Source organism: Salipiger sp. ABN3_019, assembly GCF_056158605.1.
The window spans coordinates 342,094-362,998 of the sequence record NZ_JBSWTP010000009.1 but is presented as its reverse complement, the minus strand read 5'-3'; the positions used below and the strand labels follow the sequence as shown (position 1 = coordinate 362,998).

The 20,905-nt window shown below is 66.6% G+C and carries 21 protein-coding genes; 11 read left to right on the top strand and 10 right to left on the bottom strand.

The window, feature by feature from the left end; all coding sequences use genetic code 11:
* Positions 1-213: 213 nt before the first annotated feature.
* On the bottom strand, positions 214-1,056 hold the full coding sequence (locus tag ACXAD2_RS09885; protein ID WP_475169428.1) for a DUF6473 family protein: 843 nt from the start codon (positions 1,054-1,056) through the stop codon (positions 214-216).
* 163 nt (positions 1,057-1,219) lie between these two features.
* On the opposite strand from ACXAD2_RS09885, the gene ACXAD2_RS09880 reads away from it, so the two are divergent.
* Positions 1,220-2,095: a 3-hydroxybutyryl-CoA dehydrogenase gene (locus ACXAD2_RS09880; RefSeq protein ID WP_066102854.1), complete on the top strand. Its 876-nt coding sequence runs from the start codon at positions 1,220-1,222 to the stop codon at positions 2,093-2,095.
* A gap of 133 nt (positions 2,096-2,228) precedes the next feature.
* Here the strand turns inward: ACXAD2_RS09880 and ACXAD2_RS09875 are convergent, their stop codons facing one another.
* From ACXAD2_RS09875 to ACXAD2_RS09845, 7 genes are read right to left on the bottom strand one after another with little or no spacing between them, the layout of a single operon-like run.
* Positions 2,229-3,107: a lysophospholipid acyltransferase family protein gene (locus ACXAD2_RS09875; RefSeq protein WP_066102851.1), complete on the bottom strand. Its 879-nt coding sequence runs from the start codon at positions 3,105-3,107 to the stop codon at positions 2,229-2,231.
* Between the two features lie 36 nt (positions 3,108-3,143).
* Positions 3,144-3,425 carry an HPr family phosphocarrier protein gene (locus tag ACXAD2_RS09870; RefSeq protein ID WP_066102848.1) on the bottom strand — a complete coding sequence of 94 codons (282 nt, stop codon included), beginning with the start codon at positions 3,423-3,425 and terminating at the stop codon, positions 3,144-3,146.
* A 35-nt stretch (positions 3,426-3,460) separates the two neighbouring features.
* Complete coding sequence (locus tag ACXAD2_RS09865) at positions 3,461-3,859, bottom strand: PTS sugar transporter subunit IIA (protein WP_066102845.1); 399 nt, start codon at positions 3,857-3,859, stop codon at positions 3,461-3,463.
* Complete coding sequence (gene rapZ, locus ACXAD2_RS09860; protein WP_475169425.1) at positions 3,856-4,803, bottom strand: RNase adapter RapZ; 948 nt, start codon at positions 4,801-4,803, stop codon at positions 3,856-3,858. The genes ACXAD2_RS09865 and rapZ overlap by 4 nt, the downstream gene beginning before the upstream one ends.
* A gap of 9 nt (positions 4,804-4,812) precedes the next feature.
* The gene (locus ACXAD2_RS09855) at positions 4,813-5,247 is read right to left on the bottom strand and encodes an HPr kinase/phosphorylase (protein ID WP_475169423.1); all 435 of its coding nucleotides are present in this window, start codon (positions 5,245-5,247) and stop codon (positions 4,813-4,815) included.
* Positions 5,248-5,251: 4 nt separating this feature from the next.
* Entirely contained in the window at positions 5,252-6,964 is a 1,713-nt protein-coding gene (locus tag ACXAD2_RS09850) for an ATP-binding protein (protein ID WP_475169421.1), read from the bottom strand.
* Between the two features lie 3 nt (positions 6,965-6,967).
* A complete protein-coding gene (locus ACXAD2_RS09845) occupies positions 6,968-7,669 on the bottom strand; it encodes a response regulator transcription factor (protein ID WP_066102839.1) in 702 nt (233 codons plus the stop codon).
* Between the two features lie 383 nt (positions 7,670-8,052).
* Here ACXAD2_RS09845 and ACXAD2_RS09840 point away from each other — a divergent pair, with 383 nt between their 5' ends.
* The 3 genes from ACXAD2_RS09840 (at position 8,053) to ACXAD2_RS09830 (ending at position 11,185) form a co-directional block, all read left to right on the top strand.
* Positions 8,053-9,651 carry a phosphoenolpyruvate carboxykinase gene (locus ACXAD2_RS09840; protein WP_066102836.1) on the top strand — a complete coding sequence of 533 codons (1,599 nt, stop codon included), beginning with the start codon at positions 8,053-8,055 and terminating at the stop codon, positions 9,649-9,651.
* Positions 9,651-10,217: a DUF3859 domain-containing protein gene (locus tag ACXAD2_RS09835; RefSeq protein ID WP_475169416.1), complete on the top strand. Its 567-nt coding sequence runs from the start codon at positions 9,651-9,653 to the stop codon at positions 10,215-10,217. Before ACXAD2_RS09840 ends, ACXAD2_RS09835 begins: the two co-directional genes overlap by 1 nt.
* Positions 10,218-10,684: 467 nt before the next feature.
* Positions 10,685-11,185: a type III secretion system chaperone family protein gene (locus ACXAD2_RS09830; RefSeq protein ID WP_066102830.1), complete on the top strand. Its 501-nt coding sequence runs from the start codon at positions 10,685-10,687 to the stop codon at positions 11,183-11,185.
* A gap of 32 nt (positions 11,186-11,217) precedes the next feature.
* Here ACXAD2_RS09830 and ACXAD2_RS09825 read toward each other — a convergent pair whose 3' ends face one another.
* A complete protein-coding gene (locus ACXAD2_RS09825) occupies positions 11,218-12,147 on the bottom strand; it encodes an L-lactate dehydrogenase (protein ID WP_475169410.1) in 930 nt (309 codons plus the stop codon).
* Positions 12,148-12,367: 220 nt separating this feature from the next.
* Between ACXAD2_RS09825 and purE the strand changes: the two genes are divergently transcribed.
* Together purE and ACXAD2_RS09815 are read left to right on the top strand one after the other, a co-directional pair.
* Positions 12,368-12,859 (top strand): 5-(carboxyamino)imidazole ribonucleotide mutase, encoded by a 492-nt coding sequence (purE, locus tag ACXAD2_RS09820; protein WP_066102825.1) that lies wholly within the window; start codon positions 12,368-12,370, stop codon positions 12,857-12,859.
* Positions 12,860-13,164: 305 nt separating this feature from the next.
* Positions 13,165-14,238 carry a 5-(carboxyamino)imidazole ribonucleotide synthase gene (locus tag ACXAD2_RS09815; RefSeq protein WP_475169407.1) on the top strand — a complete coding sequence of 358 codons (1,074 nt, stop codon included), beginning with the start codon at positions 13,165-13,167 and terminating at the stop codon, positions 14,236-14,238.
* Between the two features lie 27 nt (positions 14,239-14,265).
* On the opposite strand, the gene ACXAD2_RS09810 is transcribed toward ACXAD2_RS09815, so the two are convergent.
* Complete coding sequence (locus ACXAD2_RS09810; RefSeq protein WP_475169405.1) at positions 14,266-15,408, bottom strand: alpha-D-ribose 1-methylphosphonate 5-triphosphate diphosphatase; 1,143 nt, start codon at positions 15,406-15,408, stop codon at positions 14,266-14,268.
* A gap of 103 nt (positions 15,409-15,511) precedes the next feature.
* Here ACXAD2_RS09810 and ACXAD2_RS09805 point away from each other — a divergent pair, with 103 nt between their 5' ends.
* From ACXAD2_RS09805 to ACXAD2_RS09785, 5 genes are read left to right on the top strand one after another with little or no spacing between them, the layout of a single operon-like run.
* A complete protein-coding gene (locus ACXAD2_RS09805; protein WP_475169402.1) occupies positions 15,512-15,955 on the top strand; it encodes an NUDIX domain-containing protein in 444 nt (147 codons plus the stop codon).
* Between the two features lie 47 nt (positions 15,956-16,002).
* The gene (locus ACXAD2_RS09800) at positions 16,003-16,947 is read left to right on the top strand and encodes an ABC transporter permease (protein ID WP_475169400.1); all 945 of its coding nucleotides are present in this window, start codon (positions 16,003-16,005) and stop codon (positions 16,945-16,947) included.
* Entirely contained in the window at positions 16,944-17,759 is an 816-nt protein-coding gene (locus tag ACXAD2_RS09795) for an ABC transporter permease (RefSeq protein WP_475169399.1), read from the top strand. Before ACXAD2_RS09800 ends, ACXAD2_RS09795 begins: the two co-directional genes overlap by 4 nt.
* The gene (locus tag ACXAD2_RS09790; protein WP_475174808.1) at positions 17,759-19,447 is read left to right on the top strand and encodes a dipeptide ABC transporter ATP-binding protein; all 1,689 of its coding nucleotides are present in this window, start codon (positions 17,759-17,761) and stop codon (positions 19,445-19,447) included. Before ACXAD2_RS09795 ends, ACXAD2_RS09790 begins: the two co-directional genes overlap by 1 nt.
* Positions 19,425-20,870: an aldehyde dehydrogenase family protein gene (locus ACXAD2_RS09785; RefSeq protein ID WP_475169397.1), complete on the top strand. Its 1,446-nt coding sequence runs from the start codon at positions 19,425-19,427 to the stop codon at positions 20,868-20,870. Before ACXAD2_RS09790 ends, ACXAD2_RS09785 begins: the two co-directional genes overlap by 23 nt.
* The last annotated feature ends 35 nt before the right edge of the window (positions 20,871-20,905 follow it).

Here is a 20,905-nt window from a genome sequence, read left to right as displayed (position 1 = left end):
GTCTCCAATGGCACGCGAGATCGGCACGCGCCTTGATCCGGCGCAAATTCAGAGAGATGTCAGACCGAGCTTGCACGCCGCGCATGACGCGGAGATGTAAAAGCGGATGTCGCGGTGGTGCCGCGCCGGGGCAAATTCCTCGCCAAGGAATTTGCAACTCTCTTCGAAGAGAGTTGGCTCGCCCAGCCCAGCCCAGCCCAGCCCAGCCCAGCCTCAGCGGAGCAGCCGGTCCAGCACCGGCGTCAGTTTCTTGGCGACCTGCGCATGCCCCACGGGCCGCAGCGCCTCGGCGGCGGCGGCGGCCTCGAAATCGGCGAAGATCATCCCCTCGGTCTCGCCCGCCAGCGCCTCCTCCGGCAGCGTCAGTTCCAGCACCGCCGATGCCCTTGGTCGCAGCGCCTCGATCATGCCGCGTTCGATGAACAGCGGCGCGGGGGCAAGCCGATCCACATGCGTGTCGGGCGGCGGATGGCCCGCAGCCCAGAGCAGCACCACGCGGCCGCCGAGCAGCGTCAGCAGATGTTTCATCCGCGCCACCCAAGCGAGCCGCAACTCGGCGGTAACCTCGGCAAAACGCTCCTGCGAGATCTCGCGCAGCCGGCCGAGCATGTGCAGGGTGAAATGAAACTCGGTGAAATCCACCTCCGGATAAAGCTGCTGCAGCCGGTCGGAGGCATGCAGGAAGCGATCGTTGCGCCGCGGGTGCACCCCGTAAAAGCGGTTCGACATGTTCTGCGCCCCCATCACCTGCAGCACGCTGATCTCGGCCTGATCGGCCAGCGCCATCACCGCCGGATCACCGAGATAGAGATCGATGCCCGCGTTGACCGCACCAAGGTTGACGCAGGGGTGCGGTGCGCCACCCTCGGCCAGCGCCGCTTCCACCTGCGCCGCGAAGGGCTCGCTGACAAAGCGCCCGAAGGTTTCCGCACCGCCCAGAAACGCCACATACGGCGGATGCACCTCGCGCTTCGGCCCGCGAAACAGGGTCCGCGACCGGCCATAGCGGCAGGGGAAATACTCAAGCGCACCCTCAACGGATTCGGCATAGGACATGACGCCCCCCATTTCTGATTCCCATTCACCCGGGGCTCAGCATCCGCCCCGCGCCCCAACAATTCGCTAATGAGAAAAACCGCGCAAAAATTGCCCGGCCCCCGCTTGCAGCCGGCAGGCGCGGGCGCATAAGGTTGCCGCGCATCAAAGCGGGGTAGGTCCCATGGAAATCAAGAGCATCGGTGTCATCGGCGCAGGGCAGATGGGCAATGGCATCGCCCATGTCATGGCGCTGTCGGGCTATGAGGTGCGCCTGTCGGACGTCAGTCAGGAGGCGCTGGACAAGGCGCTGGCCCTGATCACCCGCAATCTCGACCGGCAGGTCAGCCGCGAGAAGATCAGCGCAGAGGCGCGCGACGCCGCTCTGGCCAAGATCAGCACCACGCTCGACACCGTCGAAGTGGCGCAGACCGATCTGGTGATCGAGGCCGCGACCGAGCAGGAAGCGGTGAAGAGCAAGATTTTCGAGGGGCTGCTGCCGCATCTTCTGCCGCATACGATCCTGACGTCGAACACCTCGTCGATCTCGATCACCCGGCTCGCCTCGCGCACCGACCGTCCCGAGAAATTCCTTGGCTTCCACTTCATGAACCCGGTGCCGGTGATGCAGCTTGTCGAGCTGATCCGCGGCATCGCCACCGACGAGCCGACCTATCAGGCCTGTCTGAAAGTGGTGGAAACGCTGGGCAAGACCGCGGCCTCCGCCGAGGATTTCCCGGCCTTCATCGTCAACCGCATCCTGGTGCCGATGATCAACGAGGCGGTCTACACGCTCTATGAGGGCGTCGGCAATGTGCGCTCGATCGACATGGCGATGAAGCTCGGGGCGAACCACCCGATGGGCCCTCTGGAGCTGGCCGACTTCATCGGGCTCGACACCTGCCTTGCCATCATGAACGTGCTGCATGACGGTCTGGCCGACACCAAATACCGCCCCTGTCCGCTGCTGACCAAATATGTCGAGGCCGGATGGCTGGGCCGCAAGACCAAACGCGGCTTCTACGACTACCGCGGTGACGAGCCGGTACCGACGCGCTGAACCAATACGCTGAACCAATGCGCTGAGGCCCGCCGCTTCTTCTCTTTGAAAATACGCCGGGGGTGAGCCCGGAACGGGCGAGGGGGCAGCGCCCCCTCTCTTGCGGCCTGGATCGCCGCGCCGCGCGGGGGACCTACCGCCCCTTCAGCGCCAGTGTCTTTTCGCGCAGCCAGGCGACGAATTCGCGCTGATTGCCGGTCCAGCCGCGCACCTCATCGGGGCTGATCGGCGCGCCGACGACGGGGGCCTGCGGCCTGCCGCACGCGTGCATCACCTCGTGGATCAGCAGACCCTGCCGCAGCGTGGGCGAGAGCTTGTTGGCCATCTGATAGGCGCGGCTGTTCTGTCCGGGGAAATAGATCGGCACCACGGTGGCACCCGAGCGCTGGATCATCTTGGCGGTGAACGGGTTCCAGACGGCCTCGATGGCGGGACCAAAAAGGGTCTCCGACGCCGCCACCACGCCCGAGGGGAAGAGCGCGATCACCCCGCCGCGCTTCAGGTGGTCCATGGCGGTGGCGCGCATCTCAAGGCTCTGTTCGCGCGCGGTTTCCTCATGCGGGAAGGGCACCGGGATCATGAACTGGCCGATCTCCTCGACGCCGGTCAGCAGCGAGCGGGTGAGGATCTTATAGTCGGTCCGCACACGACCGATCAGTTCGGCAAGGATCATCCCGTCGACCAGCCCATGCGGGTGGTTCGCCACCACGATCACCGGGCCGGAGGCGGGGATGCGCGCGATCTGCTCTGCCGGGGTCCGCAGTTCGATCCCCATCATCTTCAGCGCCTGCGGCCAGAAGGCCTGCCCGTCGGGCACACCGACGCGTTCAAACTTGCGCACGAGGCGGATGAGGGGGATTTTGCCGGTGAGCCACTCCAGCGCGCGGATGGTGTTGGCCTTCCACGGGTTGGTGAACGTGTTGGCGTAGCTCAGCTTGCGCTTGTCATAAGGCGCATGGGCCGGGGTGACGGATGTCCCCCGATTGGCCGTCGCCTCATGGCTGTCGAGCATGTGCCGCCCCTGTTCCTTCATGCACCCACCTGGGGGTCAGTTGTCCTCGCCGAACCGGTTCGCCACGAGCGCCTCGAGCGCGTCGGCGAGGGCTGCAGCGTCCGGACCGGAGGTCTCGACCTCAATAGAGCTTCCCTTGGAAGCTGCCAACATCAAAAGCCCCATGATGCTGTCGCCGCCGGTGCTCATGCCGTCCTTGGATACTTCGGCATGGGCGTCGAACCCCTCGACCACCTCGACCAGCTTGGCGGAGGCGCGGGCGTGCAGGCCCTTTTCGTTGACGATGTTCAGCACGCGGCGAACCGATGTATCACTCATGGTGGATCTCTTGATTGCTTGGCCGTTGCGCGGCCTCAGACGGCATCAGGTTTGACGTTCTGACTGTCAATGTATTTCCGCCCCGCTTCGAGCGCGCCGCGCACGGCGTCGGGCACCGGCAATTGGCGGGTCTTTGCGAGCTTGATCAGCATTGGCAGGTTCATCCCGTAAAGGATGCGGCGGTTCTCGGGCTGGCAGGCCAGCAGGCTCAGGTTGGACGGCGAGCCGCCGAAAAGGTCGGTCACCAGAACCACGCCGCCCCCGGTGTCGACACTGTCCGCAGCGGCGCAGATCTCGGCCTGTTTCTTGCCGCGATCGTGATCGGCCTCGATCGAGATCGCCATGATTCCGGGCTGTACCCCGACCACATGTTCCACGGCGGAGAGATATTCCTTCGCCAGTCCACCATGCGCCACGATCACGATGCCGATCACGCTTGCGACCTTTCGTCCGTTCCAGTTGCCACGCCCTTGGCGGTCTGGCCGCGGCGCTCGAGTTCCCGGTGCCTAGTTGACACCTGCCAGCCCCGGTCCGCAAGGGCGCGCGCGACGGTTTCCGTCACCATGACCGACCTATGTTGCCCGCCGGTACAGCCAAATCCGAACGACAGATGCGCCTTGCCCTCTTCAGTGCAGGCCGGAAGCATGAAGAGCGCCAGATCGACGATCTTTTCGAGGAACGGCGCAAAGCGCGGATCGGCCTGCACATGGGCGCGCACTTCGGCGTCGAGCCCGGTCTTGGCGCGCAGCTCGGGCACCCAATGCGGATTGTCGAGGAAGCGGCAGTCGAACACCGTGTCGAGCCCCTGCGGCAGGCCGCGCTTGTAGGAAAAGCTCTGCACCGAGACGGCAAGCTGCTGCGCCTCGTCCTGCGCGAACCATCCGGCAAGCTGCGCGCGCAGGTCGTGCGGGCTGAGCTCGGAGGTGTCGATCAGGATCTCGGCAGCGCTCCGCGCGGGTTCGAGCAGGGAAAGTTCGCGTGCAATGCCATCGGTGTAGGCGCTGTCGGGCGACAGCGGATGGCGGCGGCGGGTCTCGGAATAGCGCCGCGCCAGCACCTCGGGCGCGGCGTCGAGATAGAGCAGCTGCGCCTGCACCAGCGGCTGCCCGTCGAGCGCGCGTCGCAGGCCGAGCAGCCCCTCGACGGTGAAATCGCGGTTGCGGATGTCGACGCCAAGCGCCAGCGGGCGGCTCAGCGCGGGCCCTTCCAGAAGCCGTGGGATCAGCCCGAGCGGGATGTTGTCGATCGCTTCAAAGCCAAAATCCTCCAGCGCGTTGATCGCGGTGGAGCGCCCGGCGCCAGACGGGCCGGTGACCAGCACTACATGCTGGGGCGCTTTGGGCGAGTCATCCATGGCTGTGGACATGACTGCGGACATGATCGGACATCACGAGGGATCCCTTGCTGCACCCTTCAGATATTGAACGAGCGCTGCGGGAAAATAGGGATGCGCGGCATTGTGAAGCAAGGGGAGATTTCGCCCCTGCAGCATGATTTCGCGGCGTTGCGGCAGGCGCTCGGTCTCTTGCGTGTCGAGATCAAGCAGCGCTGCCACCTCGGCGCGGGGCAGATGGTCGGCGGGCAGGATGCCAAGGCCGCGCGCCTCGATCAGCCCGGCCAGCGGGGCAGGGGGGGCAGCCCAGAGGGTCCCGTCCTCAAGCGTCAGCACCACGCGGTCATCGGCGACCAGCCGTGCGCCGCGGGCCATCATCTCGAGCGCGAGCCCGGATTTGCCTGCGCCTGAGCGGCCTTGGATCAGCAGCGCCCGTCCTGCGACCGCCACCGCGGTGGCGTGCAGGATGATCGGCTCTGGGGGCGTCATGGGATCAGATCGGCAGGCCGACGACGAAACGCGCGCCAAGCGGCTCCGAGGTGATGTCGGCCTCGGTCGGGCGAATGTTCTCGGCCCAGATCACGCCGCCATGCGCCTCGACGATCTGCTTGGAGATGGCGAGCCCGAGGCCCGAATTGTTTCCAAAATCGTTCTCTGGGCGCTGCGAGTAGAAGCGTTTGAAGATCTTCTGCAGCGCCTCTTCGGGGATGCCGGGGCCGGTGTCCTCGACCACCACCAGCACGCGGTTGTCGCGGCGGCGGGCCCAGACGCGGATCGCATCGCCATCCTCGCAAAAGGAGATCGCATTGGTGATCAGGTTGACGAAGACCTGCGCCAGACGCGGCTCCAACCCGTTGATGGGGATCGGCTTCTCGGGCAGGTCGGCGATGAACTCGATGCCCTTCTTGCGCGCGTCCTCGCCAAGGAACTGGCTGAGATTGCCCAGCATCTCCAGAAGGTTGAACTCCTGCTCCTCTTCCTTGACCAGCTCGGAATCGAGCCGCGAGGCATTGGAGATGTCCGACACCAGCCGGTCGAGGCGGCGCACGTCGTGTTCGATCACGTTGAGCAGCTTGTCGCGATGCTCTTCTTTCTTGACGATGCGCAGGCTGCCGATGGCCGAGCGCAGGCTGGCGAGCGGGTTCTTGATCTCATGCGCGACGTCGGCGGCGAATTGTTCGTTGGCGTCGATCCGGTCGTAGAGCGCGGCGACCATGCCGCGCAGCGCGCCCGACAGGCGACCGATCTCATCGGGGCGGGCGGTCAGGTCGGGAATGCGGATGCGGCGCGAATTGCCCTGCGACTTGTTGCGGTCGCGGCCGATTTCGGCGGCATCGGCGAGGTCCGAGATCGGGTTGGCGATGGTCGAGGCCAGCACGAGGCTGAGGCCGATCGACACCAAGGTGGCGATGACGAACATCTGCAGCACGCGCTCGCGCTCGGCGCCAACCGCTGTGTCGATCTCGGGGGCGGGCGCTACAAGGGCGACGCTGCCGATCACATTGCCCGACTGCACGATGGGCGAGAAGGCGGTGAACAGCGTCTCGGCCATGGTGCCGGTGCTTGCCTCCACCCGCGCCACGGCGGGATCGCCCGCCTCCAGCTGCTGGCGCAGCTGATCTTCGAGACCCAGAGCGGTTTCTTCGCGGAAATAGTCGAAAAACCCCGAAACCCCGCGCCAGAGCCGGTCGAGGAAGTCGGAAATGATGGTATCACGCCCCAAGGGAGCGGCGGCAGCGGGCGGGCCGCTGACCTCACCGACAAGGAAATTGCCGCTGTCAAACACCATGACCTGCGCGCCGCGCCGCAGGTTCAGCCCGTCGAGCGTGGCCGCCACGTCGATGCCATCGGACGTGCCGAGGCTGACCGGAGCGCCCTCGGGCAGCTGCAGCTCGAACATATGCGAGATCATCTCGGCCTGCGCCAGCGTGGCGTCGGCGCGTTGCAGCGCCAGCGTGTCACGCGACGAGTTGAGCCAGAGAATCCCCGCCGCCAGCACGTTCAGGGCGATGAGGTTGAAGGTGATGATCTTGCGCGTGAGCGGCGAACGGTTGAGCGAGAACAGCGAACGGCGGGCGCGGCTGTCGCGCAATTCCTTCTCGACCGTGCTGTCCGGGGCGACCCAATCGTCGCCCAGCACAACATCGGCATCTGGTCGTTCGCCCGACTTCTCGTCGCGCATCAACATCCTCTCGGCCAAGGCCATCGGTTACTCTTCGTTGTAACGATACCCGATACCGTACAGGGTTTCGATGGCGGAGAAATCCGCATCAACGGTCCGCATCTTCTTGCGCAGCCGCTTGATGTGGCTGTCGATCGTGCGGTCGTCCACATAGACCTGATCGTCATAGGCCACGTCCATCAGTTGGTCGCGCGATTTCACAAAGCCCGGACGCTGCGCCAGCGCCTGCAGCAGCAGGAATTCGGTCACGGTCAGCGACACGTCCTGACCTTTCCAGCTCACCGAGTGGCGCAGCGGGTCCATGGTCAGCGAGCCGCGGGTCATCAGCTTGGTTTCTTCGGTGTCCCCTACCACCTCACCAGCCTGAGCCTCCTGACGGCGCAGCAACGCGCGGATCCGCTCGACCAGAAGGCGCTGGCTGAACGGCTTTTTGACGTAGTCGTCGGCGCCCATACGCAGCCCGAGCACCTCGTCGATCTCATCGTCCTTGGAGGTCAGGAAAATCACCGGCATGCGCGACTTTTGACGCACGCGCTGCAGCAGATCCATCCCGTCCATACGTGGCATCTTGATGTCGAAAACGGCCATGTCGGGCATCTTCTTGCTGAACGCATCCAGCGCAGATTGCCCGTCATTATATGTCTCGACTTCAAACCCTTCCGCCTCGAGTGTCATGGACACGGATGTCAGGATGTTCCTGTCATCGTCCACCAGGGCGATTTTAGACATAGCACTTCATCCTTGTACTGCTCTGTAAAAGCCTTCTTTTTCCGCGCACTATGCGGAGTTTCGGATTGCGCAACAATCCCCCACGGCGAATCAGTCCAGAGCTGCGACTTAATTGCAGCGGAAATTGCGTAACGAATGGCTAAAATGTCTCACCCATCGCGCGCAACTGCCATGTCGCTGACCGATGGTAACGCTAGCCGGACCGGGTGCTAACGCTAAAGCTATTTTGGTTGCGCTAACTCGATGGATGCGTCCTGTTCTTGTCCGTTCCCAGCATGTTAAAGCCACTGTTACCGGTGGCGGGCGCTGCCGGTGGACGGCCTCCCATGCGCCGCCCCGATTGACTACCGCCGCCGATTATCGCGGCTACAGGAGCTTGGCAGATGACATTTGGACGGGTGAACCCGCAATTCCGGCTTGAAGATCAAGGGATCGAAGGGCTGGGCAATGTCTATTACAATCTTATGGAGCCCGCGCTGATCGAGGCTGCCCTGAAGCGCGGCGAAGGCACGCTGGGCAAGGGCGGGGCCTTCTACGTCACCACCGGCAAGTTCACCGGCCGCTCGCCGCAGGACAAGCATGTGGTCAAGACACCCTCGGTGGAAGACAACATCTGGTGGGAAAACAACCGCGCCATGTCGCCCGAGGGCTTCGACGTGCTGCACGCCGATATGCTCGAGCATATGAAGGGCAAGGACTACTACGTTCAGGACCTCACCGGCGGCGCCGACCCGGCGCATTCGATCAAGGTCCGCATGGTGACCGAGCTGGCCTGGCACGGCCTGTTCATCCGCCACATGCTGCGCCGCCCCGAGCGCGAGCAGCTGGATGAGTTCATCGCCGACTTCACCGTCATCAACTGCCCCAGCTTCAAGGCCGACCCCAAGAAGCATGACTGCCGGTCCGACACCGTCATCGCGCTGAACTTCGACAAGAAGACCATCCTCATCGGCGGCACCGAATACGCCGGCGAGAACAAGAAGTCGGTCTTCACGCTGCTGAACTACATGCTGCCGCTCAAGGGCATCATGGCGATGCACTGCTCGGCCAACCACGCGCCGAACAACCCGGTCGACACCGCCGTCTTCTTCGGCCTGTCGGGCACCGGCAAGACCACCCTCTCGGCAGACCCCGAGCGCGTGCTGATCGGCGACGACGAGCATGGCTGGTCCGACCGCGGCACCTTCAACTTCGAAGGCGGCTGCTACGCCAAGACGATCAACCTGTCGGCTGAGGCCGAGCCCGAGATCTACGCGACCACCTCGAAGTTCGGCACGGTGATCGAGAATATGGTGTTCGACGAAGAGACCTTCGAGCTCGACTTCGAGGACGACAGCCTGACCGCCAACATGCGCTGCGCCTACCCGCTCGAGTATATCTCGAACGCCTCGTCCACCGCGCTTGGTGGCCACCCGAAGAACATCATCATGCTGACCTGCGACGCCTTTGGTGTTCTGCCGCCGATCGCGCGGCTGACCCCGGCGCAGGCGATGTATCACTTCCTGTCGGGCTTCACCTCGAAGGTGGCGGGCACCGAGCGTGGCGTGACCGAGCCGCAGCCGACCTTCTCGACCTGCTTCGGCGCGCCCTTCATGCCGCTGCGCCCGGAAGCCTACGGCAACCTGCTGCGTGACAAGATCGCCAAGCACGGCGCGACCTGCTGGCTGGTCAACACCGGCTGGACCGGCGGCGCCTATGGCACCGGCCACCGTATGCCGATCAAGGCGACCCGCTCGCTGCTGCACTCGGCGCTGAATGGCTCGCTGGCGAAGGCCGAGTTCCGCAAGGACCCGAACTTCGGCTTCGAAGTGCCGGTCTCGGTCGAGGGCGTGCCCGAATTGCTGCTCGATCCGCGCCGCACCTGGTCGGACAAAGAGGCCTTCGATGCGCAGGCCGAGAAGCTGGTCAGCATGTTCGCCGAGAACTTCGCGCAATATGTGCCCTATATCGACGATGACGTGAAAGCCGCCGCGATCGGCTGATGCGCCATCTCGCGCTCCTTCTGCTGCTGGCCGGTCCCGCGTTTGCCGGGGCCGGCCCTTCTTTTGCCGGATCCTCCGAGACGGCCGGGCAGAGCTTTTCCGCCGCGCCGATGCACCTGCTCGAGCGCGGCGTGATCTGCCAGATCACCGCCGAGGGCGCGCGCCCGGCGCCGGAGACCGAGCAGGGGGTGATCAATCTGGTCGAGCCGGGCCGCCGCATCGACGTGGCCACCGAGGTCGTGCCCGCCGCCCTTGGCATCAGCTTCGGCATCCGCTTCATGCTCGCCGAAGACGCGCCGCCCATGGCGCTGCGCGTGGTGGTCACCCATCCGCCCATGGGATCGCGCAACATCGAGCGGGAAAGCTGGGTCACCAATGCCGTGCCCGGCGCGCCGGGGCTGAGCCTTTTCACCTTCGAATATCCCTACGAGATGGTTGAGGGCACCTGGACCATGGCGCTGGAGGCGGGCGGCGAGCGGCTGCGCGAGCAGCATTTCACCGTGGTCCCCGCCGAGGCCGCCGCCCCGGTTCTCGCCGCCTGCGCCGGCCCTGCGCCCATGTCCTGAGCCGATGTCCTGATCCGCGCCCGCCCGGACCTTCATCTTTCCCCAAAATACTCAAAACCCGCCGGGCCTCCGCCCCGCGCAGGCTTCATTGTTCCCAAAATACGCAAAACCCGGCGCCGCCAGCCCGCGGAACCGCTGGGTTTCTTCCCCGAACCGCACACGGCGGACGGCGATTTCATCCACAGGGCCCGCGCCGGAGTCATCTGTCTGAAAAAACTCGCAACCTTGCGTCCGGCGGCCTCGCGACTCCCCAAGCTTGCCCACATATGGGGACGCTTCATCTTGATTAAATAACAGATCACTCCACAACTTATTGCGGGTGTCGCGAACATTTCGCTTTACATGAACGCCGCGCCACAGGCACCATATGTAGTAAGAGACAAGGGGTTGCCCCCAAATCTCTAGAGCAGGCACCTAGCTTTAGGGACGCTGCCGAGCCCCAAAGCTACAACCATAAGAGGTGGCGCATGGCACTGTCCGAAGAATTTCTGGGCGAAGAACTTCACCCGATCGATATCGTCGAGACCCTCGCCGAACATAACGAATGGGATTTCGACCGTGTGGCCGAAGATCAGATCGCCATGGCGGTCGAGGGCCAGTGGCGAACCTATTCGATCACGCTGGCTTGGTCGCCTTACGACGAGACTCTGCGGATGATCTGCAGCTTCGAGATGGAGCCGCCAGAGGACTCGCTGCCCGAGCTTTACACCGGTCTCAACAGCGTCAACGATCAGTGCTGGGCGGGCGCCTTCAGCTACTGGCCCGACGCCAAGCTGATGGTCTACCGCTACGGTCTGGTTCTGGCCGGGGGTCAGGTGGCCAGCGCCGAGCAGATCGACACGATGATCGGCGGCGCCGTGGCGGCCTCCGAGCGCTACTACCCCTGCTTCCAGCTCATCGCATGGGCTGGCAAGACGGCGGGCGAGGCGCTGCAGATCGCCATCGCCGAGGCTTACGGCCGGGCCTGACCGGCACCGGAAAAGCGCCGGGGGTCAACCGATCAACTGATCCCCAGCGCGGTTTCCTTGAGCATCTCCGCCGAGGCACGCAGCGCCTTGGCCTCGCCCGGGTCGAGCGCGGGCATGAGCGTCTCGACCACACCATCGCGGCCCACCACGCGCGGCAGGCTGAGCGCGACATTCTCCACCCCCTCCACCTGCGGCGTCACCACCGAGACCGAGAGCACCGAGCGCTGGTCGTCGCGCACCGCATGGACGATGCGTGCCAGCCCCGCGCCGATGCCGTACCATGTGGCGCCTTTGCCCTCGATGATCCGATAGGCCGCGCGGCGCACCGCCTCGTCGATCTCGGCGCGCACCGCATCGGTGATCGGCGCGCGCACCTGATCGGCGAACTCGTCCAGCGACAGCGCCCCGGCGCGCGCCGAAGCCCAGCTCAGCACCTCTAAATCGCCATGCTCGCCCAGCACATAGGCATGCACCGACTGCGCCGCGATCCCCAGATGCCCGCCCAGCAGCGAGCGGAAGCGCGCGGTGTCGAGGATCGTGCCAGAGCCGATCACCTGCCCGGTCGGCAGCCCCGAGGCGCGCAGCGCCACTTCGGTCATCACGTCCACCGGGTTCGAGGCCACCAGCAGCATCGCCTTGGGCGCCGCCTTCTGCACGCCTTCGATGACCTGCGCAAAGACATCGGCGTTGCGCGACAGCAGGCTCAGGCGGCTCTCTCCGGGCTTCTGCGCGACGCCTGCGGCAAGGATGACGATCTCTGCGCCGTCCAGCTTCTCGTAGCCGCCTGAGCGCACCTGACAGGGGCTGGCGAAGGGCACCGCATGGGCGATGTCCTCGGCCTGCGCGCGGGCCAGCGCCTCGCTTTTGTCCACCAGAACGATCTCGCTCGCGCCGCCTCGCAGAGCCAGTGCATAGCCCGCTGCCGAGCCGACCATGCCCGCGCCGACAATTCCGACTTTCATGGCTCTCTCCTTTTCCCCAAATTTTCCCCGACTACTGGCGGCAGCTTGGCACGCCCGCGTGACGCGGCCAAATCGCGCGCAGAGGTTTTGACGAGAAGGCCGATGCTTTTCACCGCGTTGCCCAGAGCGCGCGCAGCGAGAGGCGGGGGCGGGCCTGACGCATGGACACCGGGGGCAGGGCGGCTATAGTGCCGCTTTCCGCAGGCAATGAGGGCAGAAGATGTCGGAAGAGGTGAAGGTCGGGATCATCATGGGCAGCCAGTCGGATTGGCCCACGATGCAGGAAGCGGCGCAGATGCTCGACGAGCTGGGCGTGGCCTATGAGGTCAAGATCGTCTCGGCCCACCGCACGCCGGACCGGCTGTGGACCTACGGCAAAGAGGCTGCCGGGCGCGGCCTGCAGGTGATCATTGCGGGCGCCGGCGGCGCGGCGCATCTGCCGGGGATGATGGCCTCGAAAACCCGCGTGCCGGTGATCGGCGTGCCGGTGCAGACGCGGGCGCTTTCGGGTGTCGACAGCCTTTATTCGATCCTGCAGATGCCGCGCGGCTTTCCCGTGGCGACCATGGCGATCGGTGCAGCGGGCGCAGCCAATGCCGGGCTGATGGCGGCGGGCATCCTCGCGCTGCAGGACCCGGCGCTGGCCGAACGGCTCGACGCATGGCGGCAGGCGCTGTCGGACTCGATCCCCGAAGAGCCTGTGCGGGACTGAGCTCGCCGCCTCTTGGCCCGGAACAAGGCCGAAGGCCGCCGGGCAAGCGCTGGCCCGTCCCCACGGGCTGGCGCTTTTGCGTCGGTGCTCTGGAGAAATACGTCTTCCGGGTTTTGTCGGCATAAAGCGCAGACCTCAATCCAAGTCGCGCCACCCCACGGGCCAGCGCCCGCCCGGCTGGCACCGGCGCATGTGGTGAGGTCTCATGGGCGCACTCCGGCACCGCGCCATACAAACGGGTGTTGCAAGCGGCGCCAATCCGCAGGAAAAGCGGCAAAACCCCGAACCGCGCAACGGAGGCCCCCATGTCTGACGCTCTTCCCCAAGGTGCAACCATCGGCATTCTCGGCGGAGGACAGCTGGGACGGATGCTCTCCGTCGCGGCCAGCCGCCTCGGCTATCGCACGCATATCTTCGAGCCGGGCGCTCAGCCTCCTGCCGGTCACGTGGCCGATGCGGTGACCACCGCCGCCTATGACGACAAACCGGCGCTGACCCGCTTTGCCGAAGCGGTGGACGTGATCACCTATGAGTTCGAGAACATCCCCACCGAGGCGCTCGACACGCTGCAGGCGCTGCGCCCGATCCGCCCCGGCCGCGAGGCGCTGCGGGTCAGTCAGGACCGGATGACCGAAAAGGAGTTCCTGCGTGATCTCGGGCTGCGCACCGCGCCTTTCGCCGCTGTGGACACCGCCGAGGATCTCAATAACGCGCTCGAGCTCATTGGCACGCCGGGCATCCTCAAGACCCGCCGCTTCGGCTACGACGGCAAGGGGCAGGCGCGGATCAAGTCCAAGGACGATGCCGCCGACGCATTCGAGGCGATGCAGGGCGCGCCGTCGGTCCTCGAAGGCTTCGTCGAGTTCAGCCATGAGGTCTCGGTGATCGCCGCGCGCGGCGTGGACGGCGAGGTTGCCTGCTTCGATCCCGGCGAGAATGTGCACCGCGACGGCATCCTGCGCACCACCACCGTGCCCGCGCGTCTCACCCCGGCGCACCGTCAGGACGCCATCCTGCTGGCGGGCCGCATCCTCAATGCGCTCGAGTACGTCGGCGTCATGGGCGTCGAGCTGTTCGTCTGCCCCGACGGGCTGGTGGTCAATGAGATCGCGCCGCGGGTGCATAACTCGGGCCATTGGACGCAGAACGGCTGCACCGTCGACCAGTTCGAGCAGCACATCCGCGCGGTCGCGGGCCTGCCGCTGGGTGACGGCGCGCGCCACAGCGACGTGCAGATGGAAAACCTCATCGGTGCCGATATGGACCGCGTGCCGGAACTGCTGCGCGAGACAGACACCGCGCTGCACCTTTATGGCAAGGCCGAAGCCAAGCCGGGCCGCAAGATGGGTCACGTCAACCGCATCGTGCGCGGCGGCTGAGCCCTTTGACGGAGCGGGGCGGGCGCTTCAGCTGAAGAAGCGCCCGGCCACATCCCCCGACATATAGGCCACGCGCCCCCCGGCGAGGGTCGCCACGATGCGCCGCGTCGCCTGCTCGCGGATGATCAGATCGGCGCGCAGCCCATCCTCGATCCGGCCCCGGTCGGTAAGTCCCAGAAGCCGCGCCGGCCCTTCCGAGACCAGCCGCCACGCCGCCGCCTCGTCCAGCAGCCCAAGTTCGACACAGCGCCACGCGGCGCGCGCCGGGGCGGGGTAGTGGTAATCCGAGGCCAGCGCGTCGCACAGGCCCATGCCCACCAGATCGAGTGCCGAGACATTGCCCGCATGGCTCGCGCCGCGCACCACATTGGGCGCGCCCAGCACGATGAAGTCGCCAGCCTCGCGCGCCGCCTGCGCCGCCTCCACCGTCTCGGGGAATTCCGACACGCGCGCGCCGCGGTTGCGCCAGTCGGCGCGGCCCGCGGCGGTGCGGTCGTCATGGCTGCCCATGGTCACGCCGCGCGCCGCCAGACGGGCAGCGAGCGCATCCAGCGCGCCCGGCACCTCGTCGCCGCGTTCGTGCAGACCCATCATCAGCGCCAGATGCGCCTCGGGGCTGCGGCCACTCTTGAGCGCCTGCCCGGTGAGCCGCGGCGGCTTGCGGCCCTCTGCCAGCCGCTGGTGCGGCAGATGATCGTTGAACACCACATAAGAGATGCCCCAGCGCGCCACCGCTTCCTCGGCCCCGGTAAAACCATCAAGGAAATGCGTCTCGAGCCGCAGCTGCAGGCGCAGGTCCACGGGCACCGTCGGTGCCACCTCCGAGACCGCGGCAAAAACCTCCTCGGCGAACTCCGGCCCGCGCATCCCGCCTTCCCACGACCAGAACTGCGCCAGCGCGGCGGTGGTGATGCCGCAGGCGGCCAGTTCCGAGGCGCAGGCCAGCACACCGCTCTCGCGCTCGCGCAGCGCGCCCCGGCGCGGTGCCATGTGCCGCTCGAACCCATCGCCATGGGCATCGACGATGCCCGGCAGCACCTCAAAGCCCGACAGGTCCACCGGCTTGCCCGCCGCGCCCGCGTGCAGCAGCCCGCCGCAGATGGAGAGCGGCGCATCGCTCCAGCCCTCGGGGCGCAGGGTGCGGGCGTTTTGGAAGCACAGATCGAGCACGGGGCAGGGACCTTTCGATGGAGATGTGAGGGCGGGGCGGGCTCGGCGCTTGAGATACGCGCCCGCCCGGCCCTATGAAAGGGGCAAAAGGACAGGCAGCCCCATGCAGAAATCTCCCCGCCTCGCCGCCCGCGCCGTGCTGCTGCACGAGGACCGCCTGCTGCTGGTTAACGCATGGCCCGGCGGCACCAGCGATCTGTGGTGTGCCCCGGGCGGCGGCGTCGAACCCGGTGCCTCGCTGCCCGAGAACCTCGCCCGCGAGCTGCGCGAGGAAACCGGGCTGGAGGTGAAGGTCGGCCCGCCCTGTCTGGTGAACGAGTTCCATGACCCCAAGAGCGGCTTTCATCAGGTCGAGATCTTCTTTCGCTGCCGCATCGACGCCGGGGTGATCGACCACGGCTGGCAAGACCCCGAGGGCGTGGTGACCGAGCGCCGTTTCGTCACCCGCGACGAGATGCAGGCGCTGCGCTTCAAACCCGACAGCCTGCCGCATGTGGCATGGGGCAGAGGCTTCGGCTACGACCCGCTGGAATTGATCCAGCAATGAGCGCGCGACCGCTGGACCGCGCCTTGCCTGCCGCATAACGTGCCCCCATGCTTGCCTATGCGCTCAAACGTCTGACCGCGCTGGCGCTTTCGCTTCTGGCGGCGTCGCTGGTCATCTTCCTTGTGGTCGAGGTCGCCCCGGGTGATCCGGCCAGTTACATGCTGGGCATGAACGCGCAGCCCGACACGGTGGCGGCGCTGCGCAGCGAGCTTGGGCTCGATCTGCCGAAATGGCAGCGCTACCTGTCGTGGCTCGGCGGCATGCTCTCGGGCGATTTCGGCACCTCCTATACCTATCGCACCCCCGTCGCGCAGATGGTGGCGGACCGGATCATCGTGTCGCTGCCGCTGGCGCTCTACGCGCTGGCGCTTTCGGTGCTCATCGCCTTCCCCGCCGGGATTTACGCTGCCGCCCGCCGCGGCAAGCCGGGCGATGCCGGTGTCATTGGCGCCACGCAGCTTGGCATCGCCATCCCCAACTTCTGGTTCGCCATGCTGCTGGTGCTGCTCTTTGCGCTGAAGCTGCGCTGGTTCAGCGCGGGCGGGTTTCCCGGCTGGGACGACCCGCTGCTGGCGCTGAAATCGCTGACCCTTCCGGCGGTGGCGCTGGCGCTGCCGCAGGCGGCGATCCTCGCGCGGATCACGCGCAGTTCTCTCATAGACATCCTGTCCGAGGATTTCATCCGCACCGCCCGCGCCAAGGGGCTCTCGCGGCGGCAGGCGCTGTGGCGGCACGGGCTGCGCAATGCGCTCATCCCGGTGCTGACGATCCTCGGGCTGCAGTTCTCCTTTTTGCTGGCGGGGGCGATCATCATCGAGCAGGTGTTCTTTCTGCCGGGTCTCGGGCGGCTGATCTTCCAGTCGATCACCCAGCGCGACCTCATCGTGGTCGAATCGGTGGTCATGCTGCTGGTCTTCGCGGTGATCGCGGTGAATTTCCTGACCGATATGGCCTATGCGCTGGTCGATCCAAGACTGAGGCGCGCAAGATGAGACCCTCGCTGATCCTCGGCGCCGCGCTGACCCTCACTTTTGCGGGCGCGGCGCTGCTGTCCTTCCTCTGGACCCCCGGCGACGTCGAGACGGTGAATATCGCCGCCCGGCTGCAGCCGCCCTCGGCCAGCCATCTGCTGGGCACCGATCATCTGGGCCGCGACATGCTGAGCATGATCATGACCGGCGCGCGCACCTCGCTGGCGGTGGCGTTGGTGGCGGTTGGGCTGGGCATGGGGCTCGGCGTGCCGCTGGGCCTTGCCGCCGCCGCGCGGCAGGGCGGCTGGCTCGACGAGCTGGTGATGCGGACCAATGATCTGATCTTCGCCTTCCCCTCGCTGGTCATCGCGATCCTGATCACCGCGATCTTCGGACCTGGGGCGCTCAACGCGATCCTCGCCATCGGCATCTTCAACATCCCGGTCTTCGCCCGGCTGACCCGCGGCGCGGCGTTGAGCTTCTGGCGCCGCGAGTTCATCCTCGCCGCCCGCGTCGCCGGAAAGGGCGCGCCGCGCATCAGCTTCGAGCACATCCTGCCCAACCTCGCCAACCTGCTGATCGTGCAGGGCACCATCCAGTTTTCGCTGGGCATCCTTGCAGAGGCCGGTCTCTCCTACGTCGGTCTCGGCGCGCAGCCGCCGGTGCCCAGCTGGGGTCGCATGCTGGCCGATGCGCAGACCATGGTGGCGCTGGCGCCGCATGTGGCCATCGTGCCGGGGCTCGCCATCGTGCTGACCGTGCTCGGCCTCAACCTGCTCGGCGACGGGCTGCGCGACGCGCTCGACCCCCGCCTGAGACCTTCGCGCGCATGATGACTTCGTCTAGACCAAAATATCCCGGGGGTCCGGGGGCAGCGCCCCCGGTCCGGCAGGCAGCACAGGCGCTGCTGGAAACCCGAGACCTGACCCTCTCCATCACCGGAATCCCCATCCTGCAGGGCGTCTCGCTGCGCCTGCAGCCCGGCGAGATCCTCGCCCTGACCGGCGAGTCCGGTTCCGGCAAATCGATGACCGCGCTTGCGGCCATCGGCCTTTTGCCCGAGCGAGCCGAGACCTCTGGTCAGTTGCTGCTGCAGGGCCAAGACCTTCTGACCCTGCCCGAGCGCGAACTCTGCGCCCTGCGCGGGCGCGAGGTGGGGATGGTGTTTCAGGAGCCGATGACCGCGCTCAACCCGGTCCAGCGCATTGGCGATCAGGTGATGGAGACGATCCTGATCCACAAGGCCATGCCGCGCGACGCCGCCCGTGCCCGTGCCGCCGAGGTGATGGCCCGCGTCGGGCTCGACCCTGCGCGCATCCCGCCCACGCGCTACCCGCATGAGCTGTCTGGCGGCCAGCGCCAGCGCGTCGGCATCGCCATGGCCATCGCGCTGCGCCCGAAGCTGCTGATCGCCGACGAGCCCACCACCGCCCTCGATGTGACCACGCAGGCGCAGATCCTCGACCTGCTCACCGGTCTGGTGCGCGAGGAGGGCATGGGCCTGCTGATGATCACCCATGATCTTGCGGTGGTGGCGGGCATGGCCGACCGGATCGCGGTGATGAACGAGGGCCGCATCGTCGAGCAGGGCCCCACGCGAGAGGTCCTGACCGAGCAGCGGCATCCCTACACCCGCCAGCTCTTCGAAGCGTCGCGGCATCAGCCCGAGCTTGCGCCGGTCCCGGCGGGCGAGACGATGCTGAGCGTTGCGGATGCGGTGCGCGCCTATCCGCTGCCGCGCCAGCGCCTCTTTGCGCCGCGCGGGCAGTTTCGCGCGGTGAAAGGCGTCAGTTTCGACATCCGCCGCGGCGAAAGGGTCGGCCTCGTGGGCGAGTCGGGCTGCGGCAAGTCCACGCTCAGCCGCGCAATCCTCGGGCTGGAGCCGTTGCAGGAAGGGCAGATCACCCTCGACGGCAAGCCGATCCTCTCGCATGGAAAATCCGACCCAGAGATACGCCGCCGCGTGCAGGTGGTGTTTCAGGACCCCTATGGCTCGTTCAACCCGCGCCACAGCGTCGGCCGGATCATCGCCGAGCCCTTCCACCTGCTGCCGGACCCGCCCAAAGGCGCGGCGCGGCAGGCGGCCATCGCCGGGGCGCTCACTGCCGTGGGGCTGAAGCCCGAGCACGCCGAGGCGCCGATCCACGCTTTCTCGGGCGGGCAGCGCCAGCGCATCGCCATCGCCCGCGCGCTGATCATCGAGCCCGAGCTGGTGATCTTCGACGAGGCGGTCTCGGCGCTCGACGTGCGGGTGCGGGCGCAGATCCTCGATCTGGTGGCGGATCTGTCGCGCGCGCGGGGCCTCAGCTATCTCTTCGTCAGCCATGATCTTTCGGTGGTGCGCGGTATCACCGACCGGGTGCTGGTGATGCGCGAAGGCGAGATCGTCGAGCGCGGCGACACAAGCGACGTGTTTGACAATCCCCAGCACTGGTATACCAAATCTCTCATGGAGGCGGCGCCGCGATTGCCGGCGCCGGAGATGGGAGGAGATGACGATGCCGGAGGGGAGCCCCTTTGACAGCGCCCGCGTGCTTATTGGCGGCACATGGCGCGAGACCGCGGACACGCTGCCGCTGAGCGATCCGTCCACGGGCGAGGAAATCGGACGCATCGCCCGCGGCGGCAAGACAGAGATCGACGAGGCCGTGGCCGCAGCGCAGGCGGCGCTTGACGGCGAATGGGGCGCGATGACCGCGCTGGAGCGCGGGCGCATCCTCACCCGTATCGGTTTGCTGGTGCTCGAAAATGTCGACATGCTCGCCCGGATCGAGGCGCAGGACGTGGGCAAGCCGCTCAGCCAGGCGCGGGCCGATGCGGTGGCGCTGGCGCGTTATTGCGAATTCTACGGTGGCGCGGCGGACAAGATCCACGGCGAGACCATTCCCTATCTCGACGGCTACACGGTCTACACGCTGCGCGAGCCGCATGGGGTCACGGGCCATATCGTGCCGTGGAATTACCCGATGCAGATCATCGGCCGCTCGGTCGGTGCGGCGCTCGCCATGGGCAATGCCTGCGTGCTGAAACCGGCCGAAGACGCCTGTCTGACCGCGCTGCATTTCGCCGATCTGGCGCAGCAGGCGGGGCTTCCGGCGGGGGCGCTCAACGTGGTGCCGGGGCTGGGGTCCGAGGCGGGGGCGGCGCTGTCGTCGCATCCCGGCGTGCAGCACATGAGCTTCACCGGCTCGGTCGCCACCGGCGCCGCCGTGCAGCGCGCGGCGTCGGACAATGTGATCCCGGTGACGCTGGAACTGGGCGGCAAATCCCCGCAGCTGGTCTTTGCCGATGCCGATCTCGATGCGGCGCTGCCGTTCTTGGTGAATGCCGGGCTGCAGAACGCCGGGCAGACCTGCTCGGCCTCCTCGCGCATCCTCGTGCAGCGTGAGGTGCTGGACGAGGTGATGACCCGCATGGCCGCCGCCTATGAGGCGAAACTCGTCGGCCCCGCCATGGAGGACCGCGACATTGGCCCGCTGATCAACGCAACCCAGAAGCGCCGGGTCGAGGGGTTCCTGGAGCAGGGCGCCGACCTGCCGGTGCTGGCGCGCGCGCGACTGGCCGAGGGGCTGCCCGAAGGCGGGCATTACGTGGCGCCTTGCCTCTATGGCCCTGTTCCGGCGGATCACGCGCTGGCGCAGGACGAGGTTTTTGGCCCGGTGCAGGTGATCATCCCCTTCGACGACGAGGCCGAGGCGCTGCGCATCGCCAATGGCACCGAGTACGGGCTCGTCGCCAGCGTCTGGACCCGCGACGGCGCGCGGCAGATGCGGCTGGCGAAGAAACTGAAGGCCGGGCAGGTCTTCCTGAACAACTACGGGGCCGGGGGCGGGGTAGAGCTGCCCTTCGGCGGGGTCGGCAAGTCCGGTCACGGGCGCGAGAAGGGCTTCGAGGCGCTGTATGGTTTCTCGGTGCTGAAGACAGTGGCGGCGCATCACGGCTAAGCCTGCGGTTGCAGGACAGGGCTGCGCGCGGCACC